Raw genomic sequence first — 19,926 nt, 5'->3', positions numbered from 1 at the left:
GGCGCCGCTAGAGGCAGCGATCATGCGCGCTCATGAAGCCAGAGGCGTGAAGACACCTTGATGATCATGGCGTACCGCCTGTCAGAAACGCACGGCCTTGCCGGCACCGCGTTCGCCACATGCGTATGTTGCCCAATGTCATCTCCCATCTGCCGTCAGATCTTCCACGTCCGCCACAGCAGTAAAGATTCCGTGCTGCTGCTGGGCAACCTGGGCGCGGCCATCCGCAAGATGAAGTCCCTGGGTGATGAGATCTCGGTGATCAGGATGGATTCGAATCCAACCGTTGACCAGGACGGCGCATTTGTCGTGGTAACCATCGATGCGCTCTTGGACTGGGAAGTCCTCAGAGCGTCATCTCTGAAAGAACATGGCCTGACGTGTCGACGTTACGCATAGGCGAAAGAGCGCCAGGATCACAAGAAACACCAGGACTCACACAACTGCGCCCAGCGATACATGAAAGGGCTTCATCGCGCAGGAACGTCCGCGTTCCGCTCGCGATCCTCCCGGCGAATGTAGTCGTGCTCGGTCAGTTCAACGCCATGTTCCGAATCAAGGTTGAAGGGGAAGTATCCCAGTTGATCCGCCCTGGTCAGCGCGTTGCTATACGCGTGAAACAGATTCCTGGAGCATCTCGGCGAGGTCAGTACCGCCATGAGCTCGGCGTTGTGCCCGCACTTCTCGCGCTCGAACATCTGGAAGATCTTACCGGCAGGATCAAATTGCCCGATCCACAGCGAGAGTCGCGAGATCAACGCCGCGTCGCCTGTAGTCTCCGGCTGGTCCTCGATGTAGTGCATCAGCACGTTCCCATGCCGAGCTCATCGGGAAAGTATGAGCAGCTGACGCCATGACGCAGGAAGATCGATGCCTGCTGGTACTGCCAGCCTGCGGCCGAGGCAATGTCCATGAGGACATACCCGCTATCTGACCCACACGTCTCGGTGGCATCCAGGGCCTCGTGGTAAAGCGCACCGCCGACCTGGATTTCCCGAAGCGCGGCGCGCACCGACACGATCAGTTGATCGTCTTTTTCCGACACTTGGCGCAGGTTCTTGAAGAGATAAGCAACCATTTCGATGTCCCTGAAGGAGGGTAGGCGCACGCTTTTCCATCACGAAGACGCAGACAGTCGCCTCCAGCGAGCGCGCATTTCAAGCCCGGCCTGAGATCAGCGCGAGCGGGTCAGACGAAAAGCGAGTCCGCAGGCGTCCAGCATGCGACGCATCGATCCCTCAGCGACCTCGATCCTCGCACCCGGGCTTGCCCCCAGTCGGTATGTCACCTGATCGTTGGCATCGTTACCGCCCTGAGGGCAGGAAACGCTAGTCCCGAACGTCGAGCCGCACGCACGGCTCCACATGGAACCAAGCCGATCCGGGCTGATGGATTGGCCATTCCTCAAGTGAAGCAGGAACAGGTGGGTGCGCTCGGTCATGACGTTCCAGGCCGCAACTGCAACCCTTCCAGCACGCCATCTGGCTGCCGTGGTCCATGCATCCAACCGGGATCCTGCAAGCAAGGCCCGGCAAACGAATTGATGGAGAGACGTGGCGGCGACAGGCCAGATCCAGCCTGCACTGCGCGGAGAACGTCTCGATGCACGATGCGGGGCCCCTTGATGCACTTCATCACAATCCTGCGGGGCACGAGAAAGATCTCGTTGCTGCACGCTACGCCACTTGCACCGGAACCGTTGGCAATTCAGACGGACGGTACCCAGCATGCAAGCACGCAGACGCTTGAAAGATGCCACCGCGCTGGCAGAACGCAAGGAGACTGATGGAGGACGTCTTGAAGGCTCTGGCCCGGCGTGGCCAGCAATGCCCACTTCGCACACGTCAGGACCGTGCATGGCCTGAACATCAAGACATGCGCGACTTCGGTCGAGCAAGTTCAGCAGCGGCAGCCCATTGGAGCGCAGTAAATCAAGCCGGCGGCGCGGCGGTCGAACCACGCAGGTTCAGTCGGAAATCCAGGGTCTGCTGCAGTGGGACGTCCACTGCTTCGATGATGGCCAGCAGCAGGTTGACGGCGCGCATGCCGATCTCCCGCATGGGCTGGCTGATCGTGGTCAGCGGCGGGGTGAGGTAGCGCGAGGAGGCCAGGTCGTCGAAGCCGACCACGGAAAACTCTTCCGGCACACGGATGCCCTGCTCGCGGCACGCCGCCAGCACGCCGAGCGCCATCTGGTCGCTGAAACAGAACGCGGCCGTCGGTGCGTTCGCCTGTGCTAGCAACGCGGTCGCGGCGGCGTGGCCGGATTGGACCGAGAAGTCGCCCGGCACCAGCGTCAACGAGCGCACGCGTCCCCTCGCCCGGGCCGCGGCCTTGGCGCCTTCCAGGCGTTGCTGGTGCAGGGGGTTATCGGCCGGCCCGCCAATGACCGCGATCCGTTCGTGGCCGAGGCTGTAGAGATGTTCCATCGCCGCGCGTGCGGCGGCGGCGTTGTCGATGTGCACGCTGGGGATCCCCATCGACGGATCGAATTCACAGCCGTTGACCACCGGTGCGCTGGCGCCGAGCTGCTTGACGATCTGGCGCGCGGTGGGCGGCAGCCGATGGCCGAGCACGATCAGGCCATCGGCCTCGTTGCGGCGGAGCATCTGCGCATAGCGTTCTTCGCGCGCGGGCTGCTGCTGCGTGTCGCCAAGCAGCACGGCGTAGTCGGCAGCCTGCGCCGCTTCTTCGGCCCCTTGCAGGATCTGGGCGAAGAACGGGTTGGCGATGTCCGGCACGGTGACCAGGATCTTGCCGGTGCGCTGGGTCTTGAGCGTGCGGGCCGCCGCGTTGGGCACGTAACCCAGCGCGGCCGCCGCCTGCTCGATGCGCTTGCGCGTGTCCGGCAGCACCTTTTCCGGCCGGGAGAGCGCACGCGACACCGTGCCAGCCGAGACGCCGGCGCGTTTTGCGATGTCGTAAATCGTGGCCATAACTCAGTCCGGCAGGCGTCGATGCGTTGCACAACGTGTGCGGCGATGATCGCATGCTAGGATCATGCAATCGATTGCATCAAGTCGGATTGGCATGAAAACGCTCAAGGGTCCCGCGCTGTTCCTGGCGCAGTTCATCGGTGACACGCCTCCCTTCGATCGGCTGGACACGCTGGCGCAATGGGCCGCCGGGCTGGGCTATCGCGGCCTGCAGATCCCCACCAGCGCACCGCAGCTGTTCGACCTCGAACAAGCCGCGCAGAGCCAGGCGTATTGCGACGACATCGCCGCGATGCTGGACAAGCACGGCGTGCAGATCACCGAGTTGTCCACGCACCTGCAGGGCCAGCTGGTGGCGGTGCACCCGGCGTACGACACGTTGTTCGATGGCTTCGCCCCGCAGGACAAGCGCGGCAATCCGGCCGCGCGCCAGGCCTGGGCGGTCGAGCAGGTCAAGCTGGCCGCCAAGGCCAGCCAGCGCCTGGGCCTGACCGCACACGCCACCTTCTCCGGGGCGCTGGCGTGGCCGTACTTCTATCCGTGGCCGCAGCGCCCGGCTGGCCTGGTGGACGAAGCCTTCGCCGAACTCGGCCGCCGCTGGCGCCCGATCCTCGATGTGTTTGACGAGTGCGGCGTGGACCTGTGCTACGAGATCCATCCGGGCGAGGACCTGCACGACGGCGCGACGTTCGAGCGCTTTCTCGATGTGGTCGACCAGCATCCGCGCGCCAAGATCCTCTACGACCCCAGCCACCTGCTGCTGCAGCAGATGGACTACCTGGGCTTCATTGACCGCTATCACGCGCGCATTGGCATCTTCCACGTCAAGGACGCCGAGTACCGCCCCAGTGCGCGCAGCGGCGTGTATGGCGGCTACGAGAACTGGATCGATCGCCCGGGCCGCTTCCGCTCGCTCGGCGATGGTCAGGTGGACTTCAAAGCCATCTTCTCCAAGTTCGCCCAGTACGACTTCCCCGGCTGGGCGGTACTGGAATGGGAGTGCTGCCTGAAGCATCCGGAGGACGGCGCGCGCGAAGGCGCGGCCTTCATCCGCGACCACATCATCCGCGTGACCGAACACGCCTTCGACGATTTCGCCGGCAGCGGCGCCAGCCCGGACGCCCTGCGCGGCCTGCTGGGCCTCTGACGCACATTGGCCTGATTCAACACTGACCTGGGAGGGGAAGTCATGACGTCCACCCTGTCGCGCCTGGGCGCGATGATGTTCCTGCAGTTCTTCATCTGGGGGGCGTGGTTCGTCACCCTGGGCACGTACCTGGTCCAGGGGCCGCTGCAGGCCAGTGCCGGCCAGGTGGCAACGGCCTTCCTGAGCCAGTCGATCGGTGCGATCGTCGCGCCGTTCCTGGTCGGGCTGATCGCCGACCGCTACTTCGCCGCGCAGCGCATCCTGGCGGTGCTGCACCTGGCCGGCGCGGTGCTGATGTGGGGCGCCTCGGTCGCCACGACCTTCGATACCTTCGCCGCCTGCGTGATGGGCTACATGCTGTTGTTCATGCCGACCCTGGGGCTGGCCAACAGCATTGCGATGCGCCACATGCAGGTGCCCGAGAAGCAGTTCCCGCCGGTGCGCGTGGCCGGCAGCATCGGCTGGATCATCGCTGGCGTGCTGATCGGCTGGCTGGGCTGGGAACAGGCGCATCGCCTGGAACTCACCTTCCGCATGGCCGCCGGTGCCTCGCTGGTGCTCGGCCTGTACGCACTCACCCTGCCGCACACGCCGCCGCTGGAGCAGCAGCGCAATGCCAAGCTCGGCCAGATCCTGGGCCTGGACGCGCTGCGGCTGCTGAAGTCGCGCGCCTACCTGGTGTTCTTCCTGGCCTCGATCGCGATCTGCATCCCGCTGTCGTTCTACTACAACTTCACCAACCCCTATCTCAACGACCTGGGCGTGCGCGGCGCCGCCGGCCTGCAGTCGCTGGGCCAGGTGTCCGAAGTGCTGCTGATGCTGGCCATGCCGTTCCTGTTCGCGCGATTGGGCGTCAAGGCGATGCTGGCGCTGGGCATGGCGGCGTGGGTGCTGCGCTATGTGCTGTTCGCCTATGGCGATGCGGGCGGCGGCTTCGCCCTGCTCGTGCTGGGCATCGTGCTGCACGGCATCTGCTACGACTTCTTCTTCGTCACTGGCCAGATCTACACCGACGCGCACGCCGGCCCGGCGTTCCGCAGCAGCGCCCAGGGCTTCATCACCCTGGCCACCTATGGCGTGGGCATGTTGATCGGCACCTTCCTGTCTGGCGCGGTCGTGGAGCACTACACCACCGCCGCTGGCCCGGACTGGCAGCACATCTGGCTGTTCCCGGCGGGTGTGGCGTTCGTGGTGCTGGTCGCCTTCCTGCTGCTGTTCCGCGACAAGCCCGCGGCGCAAACAGCGGCTTCGACGCATTGAGGAGTTGAAAGATGAGCAAGCTCGGGATCGCCATCGTCGGCACTGGGATGATCGGTGCAGTGCATCGGCGCGCTGCACTGCTGGCTGGCGCCGAAGTCCGTGGCGTGAGTGCTTCAAGCGCCGCACGCGCGCAGGAAGCCGCGCAAGCCTGGAACATCGCCCACGCTTACCGCGATTTCGATGAAGTCTTGTCCGATCCGCAGGTGCAGGTGGTGCACGTGTGCACGCCCAACCACCTGCATCGCGCCATGGCCCAGGCTGCGCTGGAAGCCGGCAAGCATGTGATCTGCGAGAAGCCGCTGGCCACCACCCAGGCCGATGCGCAGGCACTGGCCACACTGGCCAAGTCCACCGGGCTGGTGGCGACGGTGCCGTTCGTCTATCGCTATCACCCGGTCGTGCGCGAGGCGCGCGCGCGGATCGCGCAGGGTGAACTCGGCCCGCTGCGCCTGATGCACGGCAGCTACCTGCAGGACTGGCTGCTCGACCCGGCCAGCAACAACTGGCGCGTGGATCCGAAGCTGGGCGGCGCCTCGCGCGTGTTCGCCGATATCGGATCGCACTGGTGCGACCTGGTGGAATGGGTCAGCGGCGAACGCTTTGCCGAGGTCAGCGCGGCCTTCGAGACCGTCATCGCGCAGCGCGCCGTGGCCACCGGCAAGAGCTTCGCCACGCCTGCGGCCGGCGGTGACCTGCAGACCGTGAGCAGCGAGGACGTAGCCGCGGCGATGTTCAAGACCGGCAACGGCACGCTCGCCACGCTGACGGTGAGCCAGGTGTCGGCCGGGCGTCGTAACCGCCTGTGGTTCGAGATCGATGGCGCCAAGGCCAGCGTCGCCTTCGACCAGGAAGACAGCGAGCGGCTGTGGATGGGCTACCAGGACCAGCGCGAGATGACGTTCTATCGCGGCCCCGGTGCCGGCAGCGCAGAACAACGCCGCCTCTCCACCTTGCCCGCCGGCCACGCGCAGGGCTATGCGCAGTGTTTCGAGGCGTTCGTCGCCGATACCTACCAGGCCATCGCGGCCGAACGGCCGGAAGGCTTGCCGACCTTCGAGGATGGCCTGCGCTCGGCGTTGATCGTCGATCGTGTCATTGCCTCGGCCAGGTCGCGCGCCTGGACATCCATCGGCTAAACAGATTCCGCATCATCCATCGTCATCTGATCTGGGAGGACACCATGACACTCACCCTGCCCCGCCGCGCTGCGGCCGCTGCCCTGCTGCTATGCGCGGCGCTGCCTGCGTTTGCCAAGGAAACCACTGCGGCCAAGTTGCCCATCGCTGTGCAGATGTACACGCTGCGCAACATTCCCTCGCTGGAAGACCGGCTCAAGCTGGTCCACGACGCTGGCGTCACCGCGGTCGAAACCGTCGGCACGCAGGACGTCACCGCGGACGAACTCAAGCGCCTGCTCGGCCAGTACGGCATCCAGGCCATTTCCACGCACGCGCCGCTGGCCGATTTGCGCAAGGACCCGGACGCGGTGGTGGCCTTCAACAAGGCGATCGGCAACCACGTGCTCGTCGTGCCCTACCTGCAGGAAGAAGAACGCCCGAAGGACGCCGCCGGCTGGACCGCGCTAGGCAAGGAACTGGGCGGACTGGCGAAGAAGGTCAACAGCGAAGGCATGACGCTGGCCTACCACAACCATGATTTCGAGTTCGCCAAGTTCGGCGACAAGACCGGCCTGGAGCTGATGTTCCAGGGCGCCGGCCCCGCGCTGAAGTCCGAGCTGGACCTGGCCTGGGTTGCGCGCGCGGGCTACGACCCGGCCGCGTTCCTGGGCAAGCTCAAGGGCCGCGTGATCGCCGTGCACGCCAAGGACAACGCGCCCAAGGGGCAGGCGATCGAAGAACATGGCTTTGCAGCGCTGGGCACCGGCGTACTGGACTGGAACAAGATCCTGCCGGCCGCAGATCGCGCAGGCGTGAAGTGGTACATCATCGAGCACGACTATCCGATCGATCCTGCGAAGGTCGTCCAGATCGGCGCGACGTTCCTGGTCGAACACCTGCCGGCCGACGTGAAGCGCTGACGCTTCTCACGCGATCGCCCAAGAAAAAGCGGCGCCCGATGGGCGCCGCTTTTTTGTGCCTCATAACACGTTGCACGCCGCGCGCGGCACGCGGCCTTACAGCTCGCGCACCCAGATGTTGCGATAGCTGACCTTCGAATGGTGGTCCTGCAGCGCGATCGGCGCGCAGCCGTGCGGCGCGTACGAGGGTGCGCCGATGTATTCGGTCTTGCCCGACAGCACCGTGTCGTCCTGCACCAGCACGCCGTTATGCAGCACGGTGATGCGCGCCGGCGCTTCCAGTCCGCCGCCCTTGGAGAAACGCGGGGCTTTCCAGATCACGTCGTAGGTCTGCCACACACCCGGCGGGCGCGACGCATTCACCAGCGGGATCGCCTGCTTGTAGATCGAGCCGGCCTGGCCGTTGGAATAGGTCGGGCTGTTGTAGCTGTCCAGCACCTGCAGCTCGTAGAGGTTCTGCAGGAAGATGCCGCTGTTGCCGCGGTCTTGGCCTTCGAAGCCCTTGGTCTCGGTCGGGCTGCGCCATTCGATGTGCAGCTGGATATCGCAGAAGCTGCGCTTGGTCTTGATGCCCTTGCCGCCGGGCACCACGGTGGCCGCGCCGTCGGCCACGGTCCATGCCGGCTTGCCGCCTTCTTCGCCGTCCCAGGCCGACAGATCCTTGCCGTCGAACAGCACCACCGCATCGGAAGGCGCTGCGTTCTGCGGCGTGGCCACTGCGGCGGGCACGGGTTTCCACACTTCGGTCTTGGCCGGATCGCCCTTGCTCTCAGCTTGCGCCAGGGCCAGGGCGGGAATCACGGCGATCAGGCAGCCGGTGATAACGATGGATTTCATGGATGGTCTCCAGACATGCAAGGCAAGCGCAGGGATGCGGTCAGTTCGTGGCCCAGGCCGGCGTGCCTGGTTCGTAATGCAGGTCGCCGTCGTAACGGCCCGGCACGGCGACGTAGCGCAGCACCTGGTTGGCCCCCACTTCGGAGGTGAAGAAGCTGAAGAGCGTCAGCTGCTTGAACATCGTGAAGTAATGCGGCGTATGGGCCTGTGGCTGGCCATCTTCCGGCACCACCTGGTTGGCCAGCACCTGGGCCTTGGCTTCCTCGTCCAGCTTGCGCAGCAGCGTGGCGCGCGCCTTCGGCGTCAGCTGCAAGAAGCGACCATTGGCCCGCTTGTCCAGGTCGGCCAGGCCCGCGCGGAAGACCGCCTGCTGTTCGGGCGTGTAGCAATCGGTCACGAATTGCGCCATGAACAAACCCACGCCCGCATCCTTCGCGCCCGGCGTGTCGGTCTTGGGGAGGATGGTCTCGGCGATCTCGTCCAGCATCGCCACCTCGGCCGCCGAGAACGCATTGTTGGCCGGCGCCACCGGCAACTGCGCCTGGGCGAACACCAGCGCAGGACGACCGATCATCGCCATGCCGGTCGCCGCGGCGATCATCTTGAGCAGTGCGCGACGTTCCATCAGAGGTTCCCCGCCTTGAGTTCGCGCACGGCATGATCGGCAGCGCGCGCGGTCAACGCCATGTAGGTCAGCGATGGATTCACGCAGGCGCTGGAGGTCATGCAGGCGCCATCGGTGACGTACACGTTGGGTGCGTCCCAGACCTGGTTGTGCATGTTCAGCACCGAGCTCTTGCGGTCGCGGCCCATGCGCGCGGTGCCCATCTCGTGGATGCCCATGCCCGGCGCATAGTCGCTTTCGTAGATCTTGACGTCCTTGACGCCGGCGGCCTCCAGCATCTCAGCCGCATCCACGCCCATGTCCTTGCGCATCGCCAGCTCGTTATCGCGCAGCGAGACATCCATCGCCAGTACCGGCAGGCCCCACTTGTCCTTGCGGCTGCGATCCAGGCTGATGGTGTTGTCGTGGTACGGCAGCATCTCGCCGAACGCCGTCATGCCGATGCTCCAGTCACCTGGAACGCTCAGCGCCTGCTTGAGGTCGGCGCCGATGTTGAGTTCGGCGATATCGCGCGACCAGCCGCTGCGGCTGGCCGAGCCCTGGTAGCCGAAGCCACGCACGTAGTCGCGCTTGTCGTTGCCGACGTTGCGGAACCGCGGTACGTAGAACCCGCACGGACGTCGGCCGAAGTAGTACTTGTCTTCATAGCCCTCCACGCGACCGGACGCACCGACGCGGAAGTGATGGTCCATGACGTTATGGCCCAGCTCGCCCGAGGACGAGCCAAGCCCGCCCTCCCACACCTCCGTGGCCGAGTTCATCAGCACCCAGGTCGAGTTGAAGGCCGAGGCATTGAGGAACACGATCCTGGCCGTGTATTCGTAGGTCTGGCCGGTTTCGGCATCGATGATCTCCACGCCGCGCGCGCGCTTGCGATCCTTGTCGTAGAGCACTTCCTTGACGATCGAGAACGGACGCAGGGTCAGGTTGCCGGTCTTCATCGCCGCCGGCAGCGTCGCCGACTGCGTCGAGAAATACGCGCCGAACGGGCACCCCAGGATGCACTTGTTGCGGTACTGGCAGTTGACGCGGCCCTGGTCGACCTTGGGCTCGGTGATGTTGGCCGTGCGCGAGTGGATCATGTGGCGCGTGCCGCCGAAGGCGCTCTTGATGCGCGCGGCCACGTCCTTCTCGACGATGTTCAGCGGGATCGGCGGCAGGAACTGTCCATCGGGCAGCACGTCCAGCCCCTCATTGGTGCCGGAAATCCCTGCGAAACGCTCCGCATGGTCGTACCACGGCGCGATGTCGGCGTAGCGGATCGGCCAATCGGTGGCGATGCCTTCCTTCGCATTGGCGCCGAAATCCAGGTCGGAGAAGCGATAGCTCTGCCGGCCCCACATCAGCGAGCGCCCGCCCACGTGGTAGCCACGAAACCAGTCGAAGCGCTTGGTCTCGGTATACGGGCATTCCTTCTCGTCGGCCCACATGCCGTGGGTGTTTTCTTCCAGCGGATAGTCGCGCTTGAGGACCGGATGATCGGCCTTCATTTTTTCCGTCGGCACATTGCGATGCGGGAAGTCCCACGGCTCCTTCATCGCGTTGACGTAGTCCTTGACGTGCTCGATGTTGCGGCCGCGTTCGAGCATCAGGACCTTCAGCCCTTTCTCTGTCAGCTCCTTGGCGGCCCAGCCGCCGCTGATGCCGGATCCGACGACGATTGCGTCGTAGTGGTTGTCTGCCATGGGGAGATGTCCCTGGGTGGATGTGCGGGTGTTTCAGACATCGCAGAGGCGGATCGCCTCGCGGACCGCGTCAATCGGATCGGACGCCACGGCGCTGAACTCATGCGCCAGGTAGCCGTCGAATCCCGACGCGCGGATCGCGCGACAGATCGCCGGGTAATTCAATTCCTGGTCAGCGCCGATTTCATGCCGTCCGGGGACGCCTGCGGTGTGGTAGTGAACGAAATACTCATGGTGCTTCCTGATGCTGGCGATGATGTCGCCTTCCATGATCTGCATGTGATAGATGTCGAACAGCAGGCCGAAATTGGGTGAACCAATCCGCTTGCACAGCTCGACGCCCCACGCGGAGTGGTCGCACAGATAGTCGGGGTGATCGACCCGGGAGTTCAGCAGCTCCATCACCAGCACCACGCCGCGCTTCTCGGCGTGGCCGAGCAGGCGCTTCAAGCCGGCTTCGGAATGCTTCAGGCCGTCCTCGGGATCCATGCCATTGCGATTGCCTGAAAAGCAGATCAGGTTGCGATAGCCGGCATCGGCAACCAGATCGATGTGGCGCGTGTAGCGCGCGATCAATTCGTCATGGAATTCGGTGGCGGCAAAGCCCTTGGTCAGGCTGATCTCGGCGCCGTTGCACATCGAGCTGTAGAGGCCATTGGCCTTCAGCGTCGGCCAGTCTTCGGGCCCGACCAGGTCGATGGCCGACAGCCCGAGCTGCTTGACCGTCTTGCATAGCTGGTCGATGGACTGGTTGTCGAAGATCCAGCGCGCGACCGATTGCTTGAGGTGACCTTTGGGCGTGGACGCGGTCTTGGCGAATGCAGGCAACAGACTGGAGGCGGCCAAGCCCGCACTCCCCAGCAGCGCGGCGCGCAGGACATCGCGCCGAGTCGGTCGATCGGTCATGCGGATAAGCCTCGGGCTGCACGACACAACGCGTGCGCAACGCAGGCACCGCGCGATTTAAAGGTTTTAAAGCCGGCGAAAAAACAAAAGGCGGCGTGCGGTGCAAGCCCGCTGCGGCAAATCGACGTGTGATCGAGTCGTGCCATTCACCGGCCTCCCAACCGGATGCGACCTACATGAGCCGCGCCCATGCAATCGATTGCACGATAGCAGCCACGCCCTTGATTGCAAGGTCTTTTTGCTCAAAACGTCGTGCTGCAAAGCAACAACAATCAGGCCATGCGCGACCACTTCAGCGTAGATGGAATCTTTCGCGGATCGCGCCATGGAAGCCACGTGATTCGTCGGGTGGAGCAGGAATGACATGCACCGCAGCGCGCGCCGCCAACGCATGGGATTTTCCTTCCGCAACCCGACGGCCGATCACGCAAGTGTCGATCTGATGGAAGTCGTCCACCTTCGATGCATTGCGCACGGTAGATTCCGACCAGCGATCACCACGCGCCCGTGATCGCATCGCGCGTGAGGACGACGATCAACACTGTGTTCCGCGCGATTCCATGCGTTTCCTGACGTGGATTGCTGGGGACTGACACGTCGAGCTTGCATACTGTGCACCCCCACGTTCCTCAAGCCCCCAATGTCCCTCTCCCCTGAATCGCTGGCAGCCCGGCTGTCCCCGCGCGAGCGCAATTTCATCCTGTGGGCGCTGGCGCTGGGCGGATTCGCCATCGGTACCAGCGAGTTCGCCAGCATGGGCCTGATGCTGGAAATCAGCCGCGGCCTGGCCATCACCCAGAGCCAGGTCGGTCATCTCATCAGCGCCTACGCGGTCGGCGTGGTGGTCGGTGCGCCGATCCTGGCGTTCTTCGGCGCACGTTTTCCGCGGCGCACCCTGTTGCTGGCCTTCATGGGCTTCTATGCGGTCGGCAATCTCGGCAGCGCGTTCGGCACCAACTACGCGACGATGCTGGTCGCGCGCTTCATCGCCGGCCTGCCGCATGGCGCCTACTTTGGCGTGGCGATGCTCGTGGCCGCGGCGATCAGCCCGCCGGCGCAGCGCGGCGTTGCGGTCTCGAAGGTGTTGCTGGGCCTGTCGATTTCGATCCTGGTCGGCAACCCCTTTACCACTTGGCTCGGCCAATTGATCAGCTGGCGCGTGGCGTTTGCGCTGGTGAGCGTGCTGTCGATCGCCACGGCGCTGATGATCGCGCGCTTCCTGCCCAGCGATCCGAGCGAGCCACGCAGTTCGCCGATGGGCGAGCTGCGCGCCTTCAACCGCACCCAGATCTGGCTGGCGCTGCTGATCGGCTCGATCGGGTTCGCCGGCATGTTCGGCGTGTTCACCTACATGGCGCCCACGCTGGTGCAGGTCACCGGCATGCGCGAGTCGTGGTTGCCGCTGGCGGTCGGTGCGTTCGGCGTCGGCGCGGTGATCGGCAACGTGGCCGGCGGCAAGCTGGTGGACCGCTTCAAGTTCCGCGCCACGGCCATCGTGCTGGCCTGGTCGGTGGTGATCTTCCTGGCATTTCCTTTCGCCGCGCTGTCGCTGTGGACCGCCCTGCCCTGCATCGTCGCGGTCGGCACCGTCGGCGCGCTGGCCGTGGCCCTGCAGACGCGCCTGATGGACGAGGCCGGCGAGGCGCAGACCCTGGCCGCAGCCTCCAACCACGCCGCCTTCAACGCCGCCAATGCGCTCGGCCCGCTACTCGGCGGCCTGGCGATCGACGCCGGTTACGGGCTCACCTCCACCGGTTACATCGGCGCGGCGATGGCCGCCGGCGGCCTGGCGCTGTGGTACGTGGCGGTCACGCTGGAAGGCAGGGCACGCGCGTCGGTGGCGTGAGTACATCTGGAATCTACGCTCGGCTGAGCGCTGGATCGTTGATCGGGCACGGCGGACGCAGGCGGCCCGCGAGAACGCAGTTAGACTAGATCCGATCGCGCAGCTTGGAATCCGATCAGTTCCGTACGAAACGATTTCGCGTTTCGGCGGGGCGATCAACGACGACATTCGGACCCGTGTGCGTGCGGCCCCAGCCCACCTGTTCGAATGCCATGACCAAGCACTTAAAACCTGCCGATTACCTCAAGAAAATTCTCACCGCGCGCGTCTACGACGTGGCCGTGGAATCGGCGCTGGAACCGGCGCGCACGCTCAGCCAGCGCCTGCACAACAAGGTGCTGCTCAAACGCGAGGACCAGCAATCGGTCTTCAGCTTCAAGCTGCGCGGCGCGTACAACAAGATGGCGCACCTGACGCCGGAACAGCTCAAGCGCGGCGTGATCTGCGCCTCGGCTGGCAATCATGCGCAAGGCGTCGCACTGGGCGCGCACAAGCTCGGCACGCGCGCGGTGATCGTGATGCCGGTGACCACGCCGCAGCTCAAGATCGATGCGGTCAGGGCGCTGGGCGGTGAGGTCGCGCTACATGGCGAAAGCTATTCCGATGCCTACGAGCACGCGGTCGCGCTGGAAAAAAAGCATGGCCTGACCTTCGTCCATCCCTTCGACGATCCGTACGTGATCGCCGGTCAGGGCACGGTGGCGATGGAAATCCTGCGCCAGCACCAGGGCCCGCTGGATGCGGTGTTTGTCGCCGTCGGCGGCGGCGGCCTGATCTCTGGCGTGGCCAACTACATCAAGGCGGTGCGCCCGGAGACCAAGGTCATCGGTGTGCAGATGGCCGACTCCGATGCGATGGTGCGCTCGATCGCCGCGCGCAAGCGCGTGGTGTTGAACGATGTCGGCCTGTTCGCCGATGGCACCGCGGTCAAGCTGGTCGGCGAGGAAACCTTCCGCATCGCGCGCGGCCTGGTCGATGAGTTCGTGATCGTCGATACCGATGCGGTGTGCGCGGCGATCAAGGATGTGTTCGTCGACACGCGTAGCATCGTCGAGCCATCCGGCGCGATGGCCGTGGCGGCGATCAAGCAATACGTGGCCACGCACAAGCTCAAGGGCCAGACCTTCGCGGCGATCCTGTGCGGCGCCAACATGAACTTCGATCGCCTGCGCTTCGTCGCCGAGCGTGCCGAAGTCGGCGAGGAGCGCGAGGCGCTGTTCGCCGTGACCATCCCGGAGGAGCGCGGCAGCTTCCGTCGCTTCTGCGAACTGGTGGGTAATTTGCCCGGCGGCCCGCGCAATGTCACCGAGTTCAACTACCGCATCAGCGATGCCAGCCAGGCGCATGTGTTCGTCGGCCTGACCACGCATGGCAAGGGTGAGTCGACCAAGATCGCAGCCAACTTCAAGCGCCATGGTTTCGCCACGCTGGACCTGACCCACGACGAGCTGGCCAAGGAGCACGTGCGCCACATGGTGGGCGGGCATTCCAGCCTGGCGCAGGACGAGCGGCTGCTGCGCTTCGTCTTCCCCGAGCGTCCCGGCGCGCTGCTGAAGTTCCTCAACCTGATGCGGCCGAGCTGGAACATCAGCCTGTTTCACTACCGCAACCAGGGCGCCGACTACGGCCGCACGCTGGTCGGCCTGCAGGTGCCGAAGAAGGACGACAAGGCCTTCGCACAATTCCTCGATGCGTTGGCCTACCCGTACGTCGAAGAGACCGACAACCCGGTCTATCGCCTGTTCCTGCAGAAGTAGGCCGCAACGCGCGGCCGATGCACGCGCCTGCGGCATGCGCAGGCGCGTGACTGGATTTCAAACCGTCAGGAAGACGCCTGCGCGGCGTCGGCCGCTTCGGCCTCGGCTTCGATGCGACGACGCAGGCGACCGGCCCGCACCAGGATCGGCGGCGGCACGGTTTCCTCGGGAATGCTGAGCAGGCGCAGCCGGCTCAGGAACTGGCCAGGCGTGCGCGAGGAGGTCAGCGCCACGATCGGGATCGAGAACACCAGGCCGATGATCACCGGCGACATCCACGCCAGCAGCGCCGGCGAGACGAAGTACGCGGCCGCGCCGGTCAGCACGCCGAACAGCGACAGTCCGCCATAGCGGCGCACCAGCGTCGACCACGGCATGCTGCCGTCGTCGCGGCGCTGCGCATCCCAGCCCGAATCCTTGCCGGCCAGCACTTCGGCCACGCCGCGCGACTGCACGTACATCACGATCGGCGCCATGAGAGCGGCCAGCACGCTTTCGATCACGATGCTCACGATCATCCGCAGCCAGCCGCCGCAGCCGCGGCGCACCTTGGTGTCGGCCAGCACCGCCAGGTAGCCCATCACCTTGGGCGCGAACAACGCGAACATCGTCGCGCCGAACACGTAGACGATGCGCTCGGGGTCCAGCGTGCGCCAGTACGAGACCGGCGAGAAATGCTCCAGCGCCTGCAGGCTGACCAGCGCGCCGCCCTGCTCCAGCGGGATCGCGATGCCGATCAGCATCATCAGCGCCCACATCGGTGCGGTCAGGTAATGGCCGATGCCGATCATGAAATGGGTACGGCTGATCCAGTGCATGCCGCGCGTCGGCAGCACCGCCACGTGTTGCAGGTTGCCCTGGCACCAGCGGCGGTCTCGCACCAGCAGGTCGGTCAGCGACGGCGGGCCTTCCTCGAAGCTGCCGCCCAACGCCGGCGTCATGTGACAGGCCCAGCCGCCGCGACGGATCAGCGCGGCTTCGACGAAGTCATGGCTCAGCACGTGGCCGTTGAACGGGCGGATGCCATTGAGCTTGGGCAGGCCGCAGTGATCGGCGAAGGCCTGGGTGCGGATGACCGCGTTGTGGCCCCAGTAGTTGCTCTCGGTGCCGTGCCACCAGGCCACGCCGTGCGCGATCACCGGGCCGTACACACGCCCGGCGAACTGCTGCATGCGCGCGAACAGCGTGCTGCCGTTGACGATCAGCGGCAGCGACTGGATCAGGCCCACGTCCGGGTGCGTTTCCAGGCCCCAGGCCAGGCGCACGATGGTGTCGCCAGTCATCAGGCTGTCCGCATCCAGGATCAGCATCTGCGGATAGGCACCGCCGAACCGGCGCACCCATTCGGCGATGTTGCCGGCCTTGCGCTCGCTGTTGTCGGCGCGGTGGCGGTAGTAGAGGTTCGGCGCGCCGCCGAGGCGCTCACGCAGGCGGTGGAACTCGGCCACCTCGTCCATGCGGATCGGGCCGCGCGTGGTGTCGGACAGGATGAAGAAGTCGAACTGCTCCAGATGCCCGGTATCGCGCACCGATTCGTAGATCGCCTGCAGGCCAGCCATCAGCCGCTGCGGTTCTTCGTTATAGGTCGGCATCAGCAGCGCCGTGCGCTGCTTGGGCGTGGGCAGCGGGTCTTCCGGGCGCAGGCCCAGGCGACGACGGCGACGCGTGACGATCAGCATGAAGCCGGCCAGCGCGCTGACGAACGACAGCGACACCCAGGCAAACAGCAGGGTGAAGAAGCACAGGAACACCACTTCCAGCACGCCCAGGCCATCGGTCGCCATGACCCGGAACATCTGGTACAGGCCGGCCAGGGTGATCGCCGCGGTCCCGCCGAAGATGTAGAAGCGGCGCATCGCCATGTTGGGCGGCGTCGAGGGCATCGGCGGGCTGTGCAGCTTGCCGGTGCGCAGCGACTGCTGCGGCATGGCCATCGGCGCAGGCGGCGGCATCAACTCGTAGGCACGGGCTTCATCGGTGAGCGGGATGTCCAGGTGCGGGACGAGGATGGGTTCGACGGTCTTCATGCGATCCAGCACGGCAGCCGGTCCTCCTGTGGCGACATCATGGCGTGATGGAGTGCAGTGACATGGGCGCCAGAATACAGGCGCAGGCCGGCGGCCTGCATGGCGCGATTGCATTGCGTCCGCGCCCGCGGCAACGGCCGGCGGGGCGAAGCGGGAAAAGATCGGGGCGACGCGCGGAGCACCGCAGCGTCATGGAAGGCCGGTCTGCAAGACACGCAGTCTCCTGAAGGGCGGTGGGGGCACCCGACCGGATGGTAATCGACGATTCGTTAGCGCCAGGACACGGGCCGCCACAAACGCAACGGGCCCGCCAATGGCGGGCCCGTGCCAGGTCCTGCATGCGCCCGCGGGCGCCGCTGGATCAGTCGATGTCCAGGAAGCTGCGCAGCGTTTCCGAACGCGAGGGGTGACGCAGCTTGCGCAGCGCCTTGGCCTCGATCTGGCGGATGCGCTCGCGGGTCACATCGAACTGCTTGCCGACTTCCTCAAGGGTGTGGTCGGTATTCATGTCGATGCCGAAGCGCATGCGCAGCACCTTAGCTTCCCTCGGGGTCAGACCCGCGAGCACGTCGCGCACCGTCTCCATCAGGTTGATGTTGGTGGTGTTCTCCACCGGGGACTCCACGTTGGTGTCCTCGATGAAATCGCCCAGGTGCGAATCCTCGTCGTCGCCGATCGGGGTTTCCATGGAGATCGGCTCCTTGGCGATCTTCATGACCTTGCGGATCTTGTCTTCCGGCATGTCCATTTCCTTGGCCAGCTCCTCCGGCGTGGCCTCGCGGCCGTACTGCTGGAGCATCTGGCGGGAAATGCGGTTGAGCTTGTTGATCGTCTCGATCATGTGCACCGGGATACGGATGGTGCGCGCCTGGTCGGCGATCGAGCGGGTGATCGCCTGGCGGATCCACCAGGTGGCATAGGTCGAGAACTTGTAGCCGCGGCGGTATTCGAACTTGTCCACCGCCTTCATCAGGCCGATGTTGCCTTCCTGGATCAGGTCGAGGAACTGCAGGCCGCGGTTGGTGTACTTCTTGGCGATGGAGATCACCAGGCGCAGGTTGGCCTCGACCATTTCCTTCTTGGCCTTGCGCGCCTTGGCTTCGCCGTAGGCCATCTGGCGGCTGATGTCCTTCAGGTCGGCCAGGATCAGCATCAGGGACTTTTCGACCTCGATGGTGGCTTCCTGCTCGGCGATGATCTGGTCCTTGACCTCACGCAGGCCCGAAGACCACTTCTGCTTGCGCTTGAGGGCTTCGTCGACCCATTCCAGGTTGGTCTGGTTGCCTTCCCACGAACGGATGAAGTCCTTGCGCGGCATGCGTGCAGTGACGGTGGACAGGTGCAGCACGCGGCGCTCCTGGTCCTTGATCTGCTGCAACACCTCGCGCACGGTGCGCACCAGCGTGTCGGTCAGCGCCAGCGGCAGCTTGAGCGTCACGAAGGTCTCGGCCATCTCGACGCGCAGCTTGTTGTTGGCCTTGTTGTCGACCGCGCCATTCTTGGCGTAGCCCTTCTTGAACTTGGCCAGCGCCGTGGACAGCACGTCCATGCGGCGGGCGACTTCTTCCGGGTCAGGACCGGTCGGGCCGGCTTCTTCCTCGGCCGAATCGTCGTCACCGTCGTCTTCGTCACCTTCGGTGTCGGCGTCATCGCTGGAGTCATCCGCAGCAGCGGCAGGCGCCGGTTCCGGCTCGTCGACTTGGTCGTTGAAGCCCACGATCACTTCGGCCAGGCGCTTCTTGCCGGCCTTGTGCAGTTCGTAGTCTTCCAGCACCAGCTCGACGATCGACGGCATCAGGCCAAGCGACGCCTGGACCTGGCCCAGGCCTTCCTCGATGCGCTTGGCGATGGCGATTTCGCCTTCGCGGGTCAGCAGCTCGACCGTGCCCATCTCGCGCATGTACATGCGCACCGGGTCAGTGGTGCGGCCGCCTTCGGTATCCAGCGAGGTCAGCGCAGCGGCGGCTTCTTCGGCCGCCGTTTCGTCGACTTCGCGGTTGCCGGAGGCTTCGCCGGCCAGCAGCAGGGTTTCAGCATCCGGTGCGACTTCATGGACAGCAATGCCCATGCCGTTGATCATGCCGATGATGTCTTCGATCTGCTCCGGATCGACCATGTCGTCGGGCAGGTGATCGTTGACCTCGGCATAGGTCAGATAGCCTTGTTCAAGGCCCTTGCTGATCAACAGCTTGATGTCGGATGCCTGGGCAGGACGTTCGTTGGCCATGAGTGCTTGCGCCGCCTAAAATAAAGGTCAGGAGAACCACGTATTATACCAGCCGGAGGGTGTCCAGTCTGGCCGCGTGGCGTTCAGTTTTTGCTTTTTTGCGCGAAGTTCAGCTCCGCAGCAGGAAAGTCACTGGTCCATCGTTGACCAGGTCCACCACCATGTGGGCGCCGAACCGGCCGGTTTCCACCCCCGGATGGCGCTGGCGGCAGATTTCCACCAGCTGGTTGAACCCACGTTCAGCCTGATCCGGGGCCGCCGCGGTCGTGAAGCTGGGCCGCATCCCCGAGCGCGTATCGGCGGCCAGGGTGAACTGGCTGACCAGCAGCAGGCCGCCGCCGGTGTCGGCCAGAGAGCGATTCATCTTGCCGGCCTCGTCGCTGAAGACCCGGTAGCCCAGCAGCCGCTCGGCCATGCGTGCGATCTGGGACGGGCCGTCCTCAGGCTCCAGGCCGACCAGGGCGAGCAGGCCGGGGCCGATCGCGCCGACGGTTTCGCCGTCCACGACGACGCAGGCGCGGGTGACGCGCTGGATCAGCGACAGCATGGGGCGGCTCCGTGTCTGGCAGGGCCCGTCAAGGTGCGGACCGCCGCGGTGCTTTGCAATGCCATGCCGCAGGGCCAGCCGATAGACT

18 protein-coding genes are annotated in these 19,926 nt (G+C 65.1%); 7 read left to right on the top strand and 11 right to left on the bottom strand.

The window, feature by feature from the left end; all coding sequences use genetic code 11:
- Positions 1-60: 60 nt before the first annotated feature.
- On the top strand, positions 61-399 hold the full coding sequence (locus BMZ17_RS09755) for a hypothetical protein (protein WP_093138402.1): 339 nt from the start codon (positions 61-63) through the stop codon (positions 397-399).
- A gap of 71 nt (positions 400-470) precedes the next feature.
- Here BMZ17_RS09755 and BMZ17_RS09750 read toward each other — a convergent pair whose 3' ends face one another.
- The 3 genes from BMZ17_RS09750 to BMZ17_RS09740 all read right to left on the bottom strand — a co-directional run bounded on the left by BMZ17_RS09750 (position 471) and on the right by BMZ17_RS09740 (position 2,936).
- Positions 471-803, bottom strand: coding sequence for a hypothetical protein (locus tag BMZ17_RS09750; RefSeq protein WP_093138401.1), 333 nt, complete (start codon positions 801-803; stop codon positions 471-473).
- Positions 803-1,078: a hypothetical protein gene (locus BMZ17_RS09745; RefSeq protein WP_093138400.1), complete on the bottom strand. Its 276-nt coding sequence runs from the start codon at positions 1,076-1,078 to the stop codon at positions 803-805. Before BMZ17_RS09745 ends, BMZ17_RS09750 begins: the two co-directional genes overlap by 1 nt.
- An 853-nt stretch (positions 1,079-1,931) precedes the next feature.
- The gene (locus BMZ17_RS09740) at positions 1,932-2,936 is read right to left on the bottom strand and encodes a LacI family DNA-binding transcriptional regulator (protein WP_093138399.1); all 1,005 of its coding nucleotides are present in this window, start codon (positions 2,934-2,936) and stop codon (positions 1,932-1,934) included.
- A 94-nt stretch (positions 2,937-3,030) separates the two neighbouring features.
- On the opposite strand from BMZ17_RS09740, the gene BMZ17_RS09735 reads away from it, so the two are divergent.
- From BMZ17_RS09735 to BMZ17_RS09720, 4 genes are read left to right on the top strand one after another with little or no spacing between them, the layout of a single operon-like run.
- Positions 3,031-4,083 (top strand): sugar phosphate isomerase/epimerase family protein, encoded by a 1,053-nt coding sequence (locus BMZ17_RS09735; RefSeq protein WP_093138398.1) that lies wholly within the window; start codon positions 3,031-3,033, stop codon positions 4,081-4,083.
- 42 nt (positions 4,084-4,125) lie between these two features.
- Positions 4,126-5,343 (top strand): nucleoside permease, encoded by a 1,218-nt coding sequence (locus BMZ17_RS09730; RefSeq protein WP_093138397.1) that lies wholly within the window; start codon positions 4,126-4,128, stop codon positions 5,341-5,343.
- 11 nt (positions 5,344-5,354) lie between these two features.
- A complete protein-coding gene (locus tag BMZ17_RS09725) occupies positions 5,355-6,479 on the top strand; it encodes a Gfo/Idh/MocA family protein (protein WP_093138396.1) in 1,125 nt (374 codons plus the stop codon).
- 44 nt (positions 6,480-6,523) lie between these two features.
- Positions 6,524-7,381, top strand: coding sequence for a sugar phosphate isomerase/epimerase family protein (locus tag BMZ17_RS09720; RefSeq protein WP_093138395.1), 858 nt, complete (start codon positions 6,524-6,526; stop codon positions 7,379-7,381).
- Positions 7,382-7,477: 96 nt separating this feature from the next.
- On the opposite strand, the gene BMZ17_RS09715 is transcribed toward BMZ17_RS09720, so the two are convergent.
- From BMZ17_RS09715 to BMZ17_RS20940, 5 genes are all read right to left on the bottom strand, one after another.
- A complete protein-coding gene (locus BMZ17_RS09715; protein ID WP_093138394.1) occupies positions 7,478-8,218 on the bottom strand; it encodes a 3-keto-disaccharide hydrolase in 741 nt (246 codons plus the stop codon).
- A gap of 40 nt (positions 8,219-8,258) precedes the next feature.
- On the bottom strand, positions 8,259-8,843 hold the full coding sequence (locus BMZ17_RS09710; protein ID WP_093138393.1) for a gluconate 2-dehydrogenase subunit 3 family protein: 585 nt from the start codon (positions 8,841-8,843) through the stop codon (positions 8,259-8,261).
- Entirely contained in the window at positions 8,843-10,528 is a 1,686-nt protein-coding gene (locus BMZ17_RS09705; protein ID WP_093138392.1) for a GMC oxidoreductase, read from the bottom strand. The genes BMZ17_RS09710 and BMZ17_RS09705 overlap by 1 nt, the downstream gene beginning before the upstream one ends.
- A 33-nt stretch (positions 10,529-10,561) precedes the next feature.
- Entirely contained in the window at positions 10,562-11,434 is an 873-nt protein-coding gene (locus tag BMZ17_RS09700) for a hydroxypyruvate isomerase family protein (protein ID WP_175485545.1), read from the bottom strand.
- Positions 11,435-11,726: 292 nt separating this feature from the next.
- Positions 11,727-11,909: a hypothetical protein gene (locus BMZ17_RS20940; protein ID WP_139202881.1), complete on the bottom strand. Its 183-nt coding sequence runs from the start codon at positions 11,907-11,909 to the stop codon at positions 11,727-11,729.
- 165 nt (positions 11,910-12,074) lie between these two features.
- On the opposite strand from BMZ17_RS20940, the gene BMZ17_RS09695 reads away from it, so the two are divergent.
- Positions 12,075-13,280 (top strand): MFS transporter, encoded by a 1,206-nt coding sequence (locus BMZ17_RS09695; RefSeq protein WP_093138391.1) that lies wholly within the window; start codon positions 12,075-12,077, stop codon positions 13,278-13,280.
- Positions 13,281-13,492: 212 nt separating this feature from the next.
- Positions 13,493-15,037: a threonine ammonia-lyase, biosynthetic gene (gene ilvA, locus BMZ17_RS09690; protein WP_093138390.1), complete on the top strand. Its 1,545-nt coding sequence runs from the start codon at positions 13,493-13,495 to the stop codon at positions 15,035-15,037.
- A gap of 65 nt (positions 15,038-15,102) precedes the next feature.
- On the opposite strand, the gene mdoH is transcribed toward ilvA, so the two are convergent.
- The 3 genes from mdoH to dtd form a co-directional block, all read right to left on the bottom strand.
- Positions 15,103-17,064: a glucans biosynthesis glucosyltransferase MdoH gene (gene mdoH / locus BMZ17_RS09685; protein WP_093139558.1), complete on the bottom strand. Its 1,962-nt coding sequence runs from the start codon at positions 17,062-17,064 to the stop codon at positions 15,103-15,105.
- Between the two features lie 361 nt (positions 17,065-17,425).
- Entirely contained in the window at positions 17,426-19,291 is a 1,866-nt protein-coding gene (gene rpoD, locus BMZ17_RS09680; protein ID WP_093138389.1) for an RNA polymerase sigma factor RpoD, read from the bottom strand.
- Positions 19,292-19,400: 109 nt separating this feature from the next.
- Positions 19,401-19,838, bottom strand: a complete 438-nt coding sequence (gene dtd / locus BMZ17_RS09675) for a D-aminoacyl-tRNA deacylase (RefSeq protein ID WP_093138388.1) — start codon at positions 19,836-19,838, stop codon at positions 19,401-19,403.
- Between the last annotated feature and the right edge of the window lie 88 nt (positions 19,839-19,926).

This window comes from Pseudoxanthomonas sp. GM95 (assembly GCF_900109775.1).
In the GTDB taxonomy this organism is placed as follows: Bacteria; Pseudomonadota; Gammaproteobacteria; order Xanthomonadales; family Xanthomonadaceae; genus Pseudoxanthomonas_A.
This window is presented reverse-complemented; position numbering and strand designations above follow the sequence as displayed.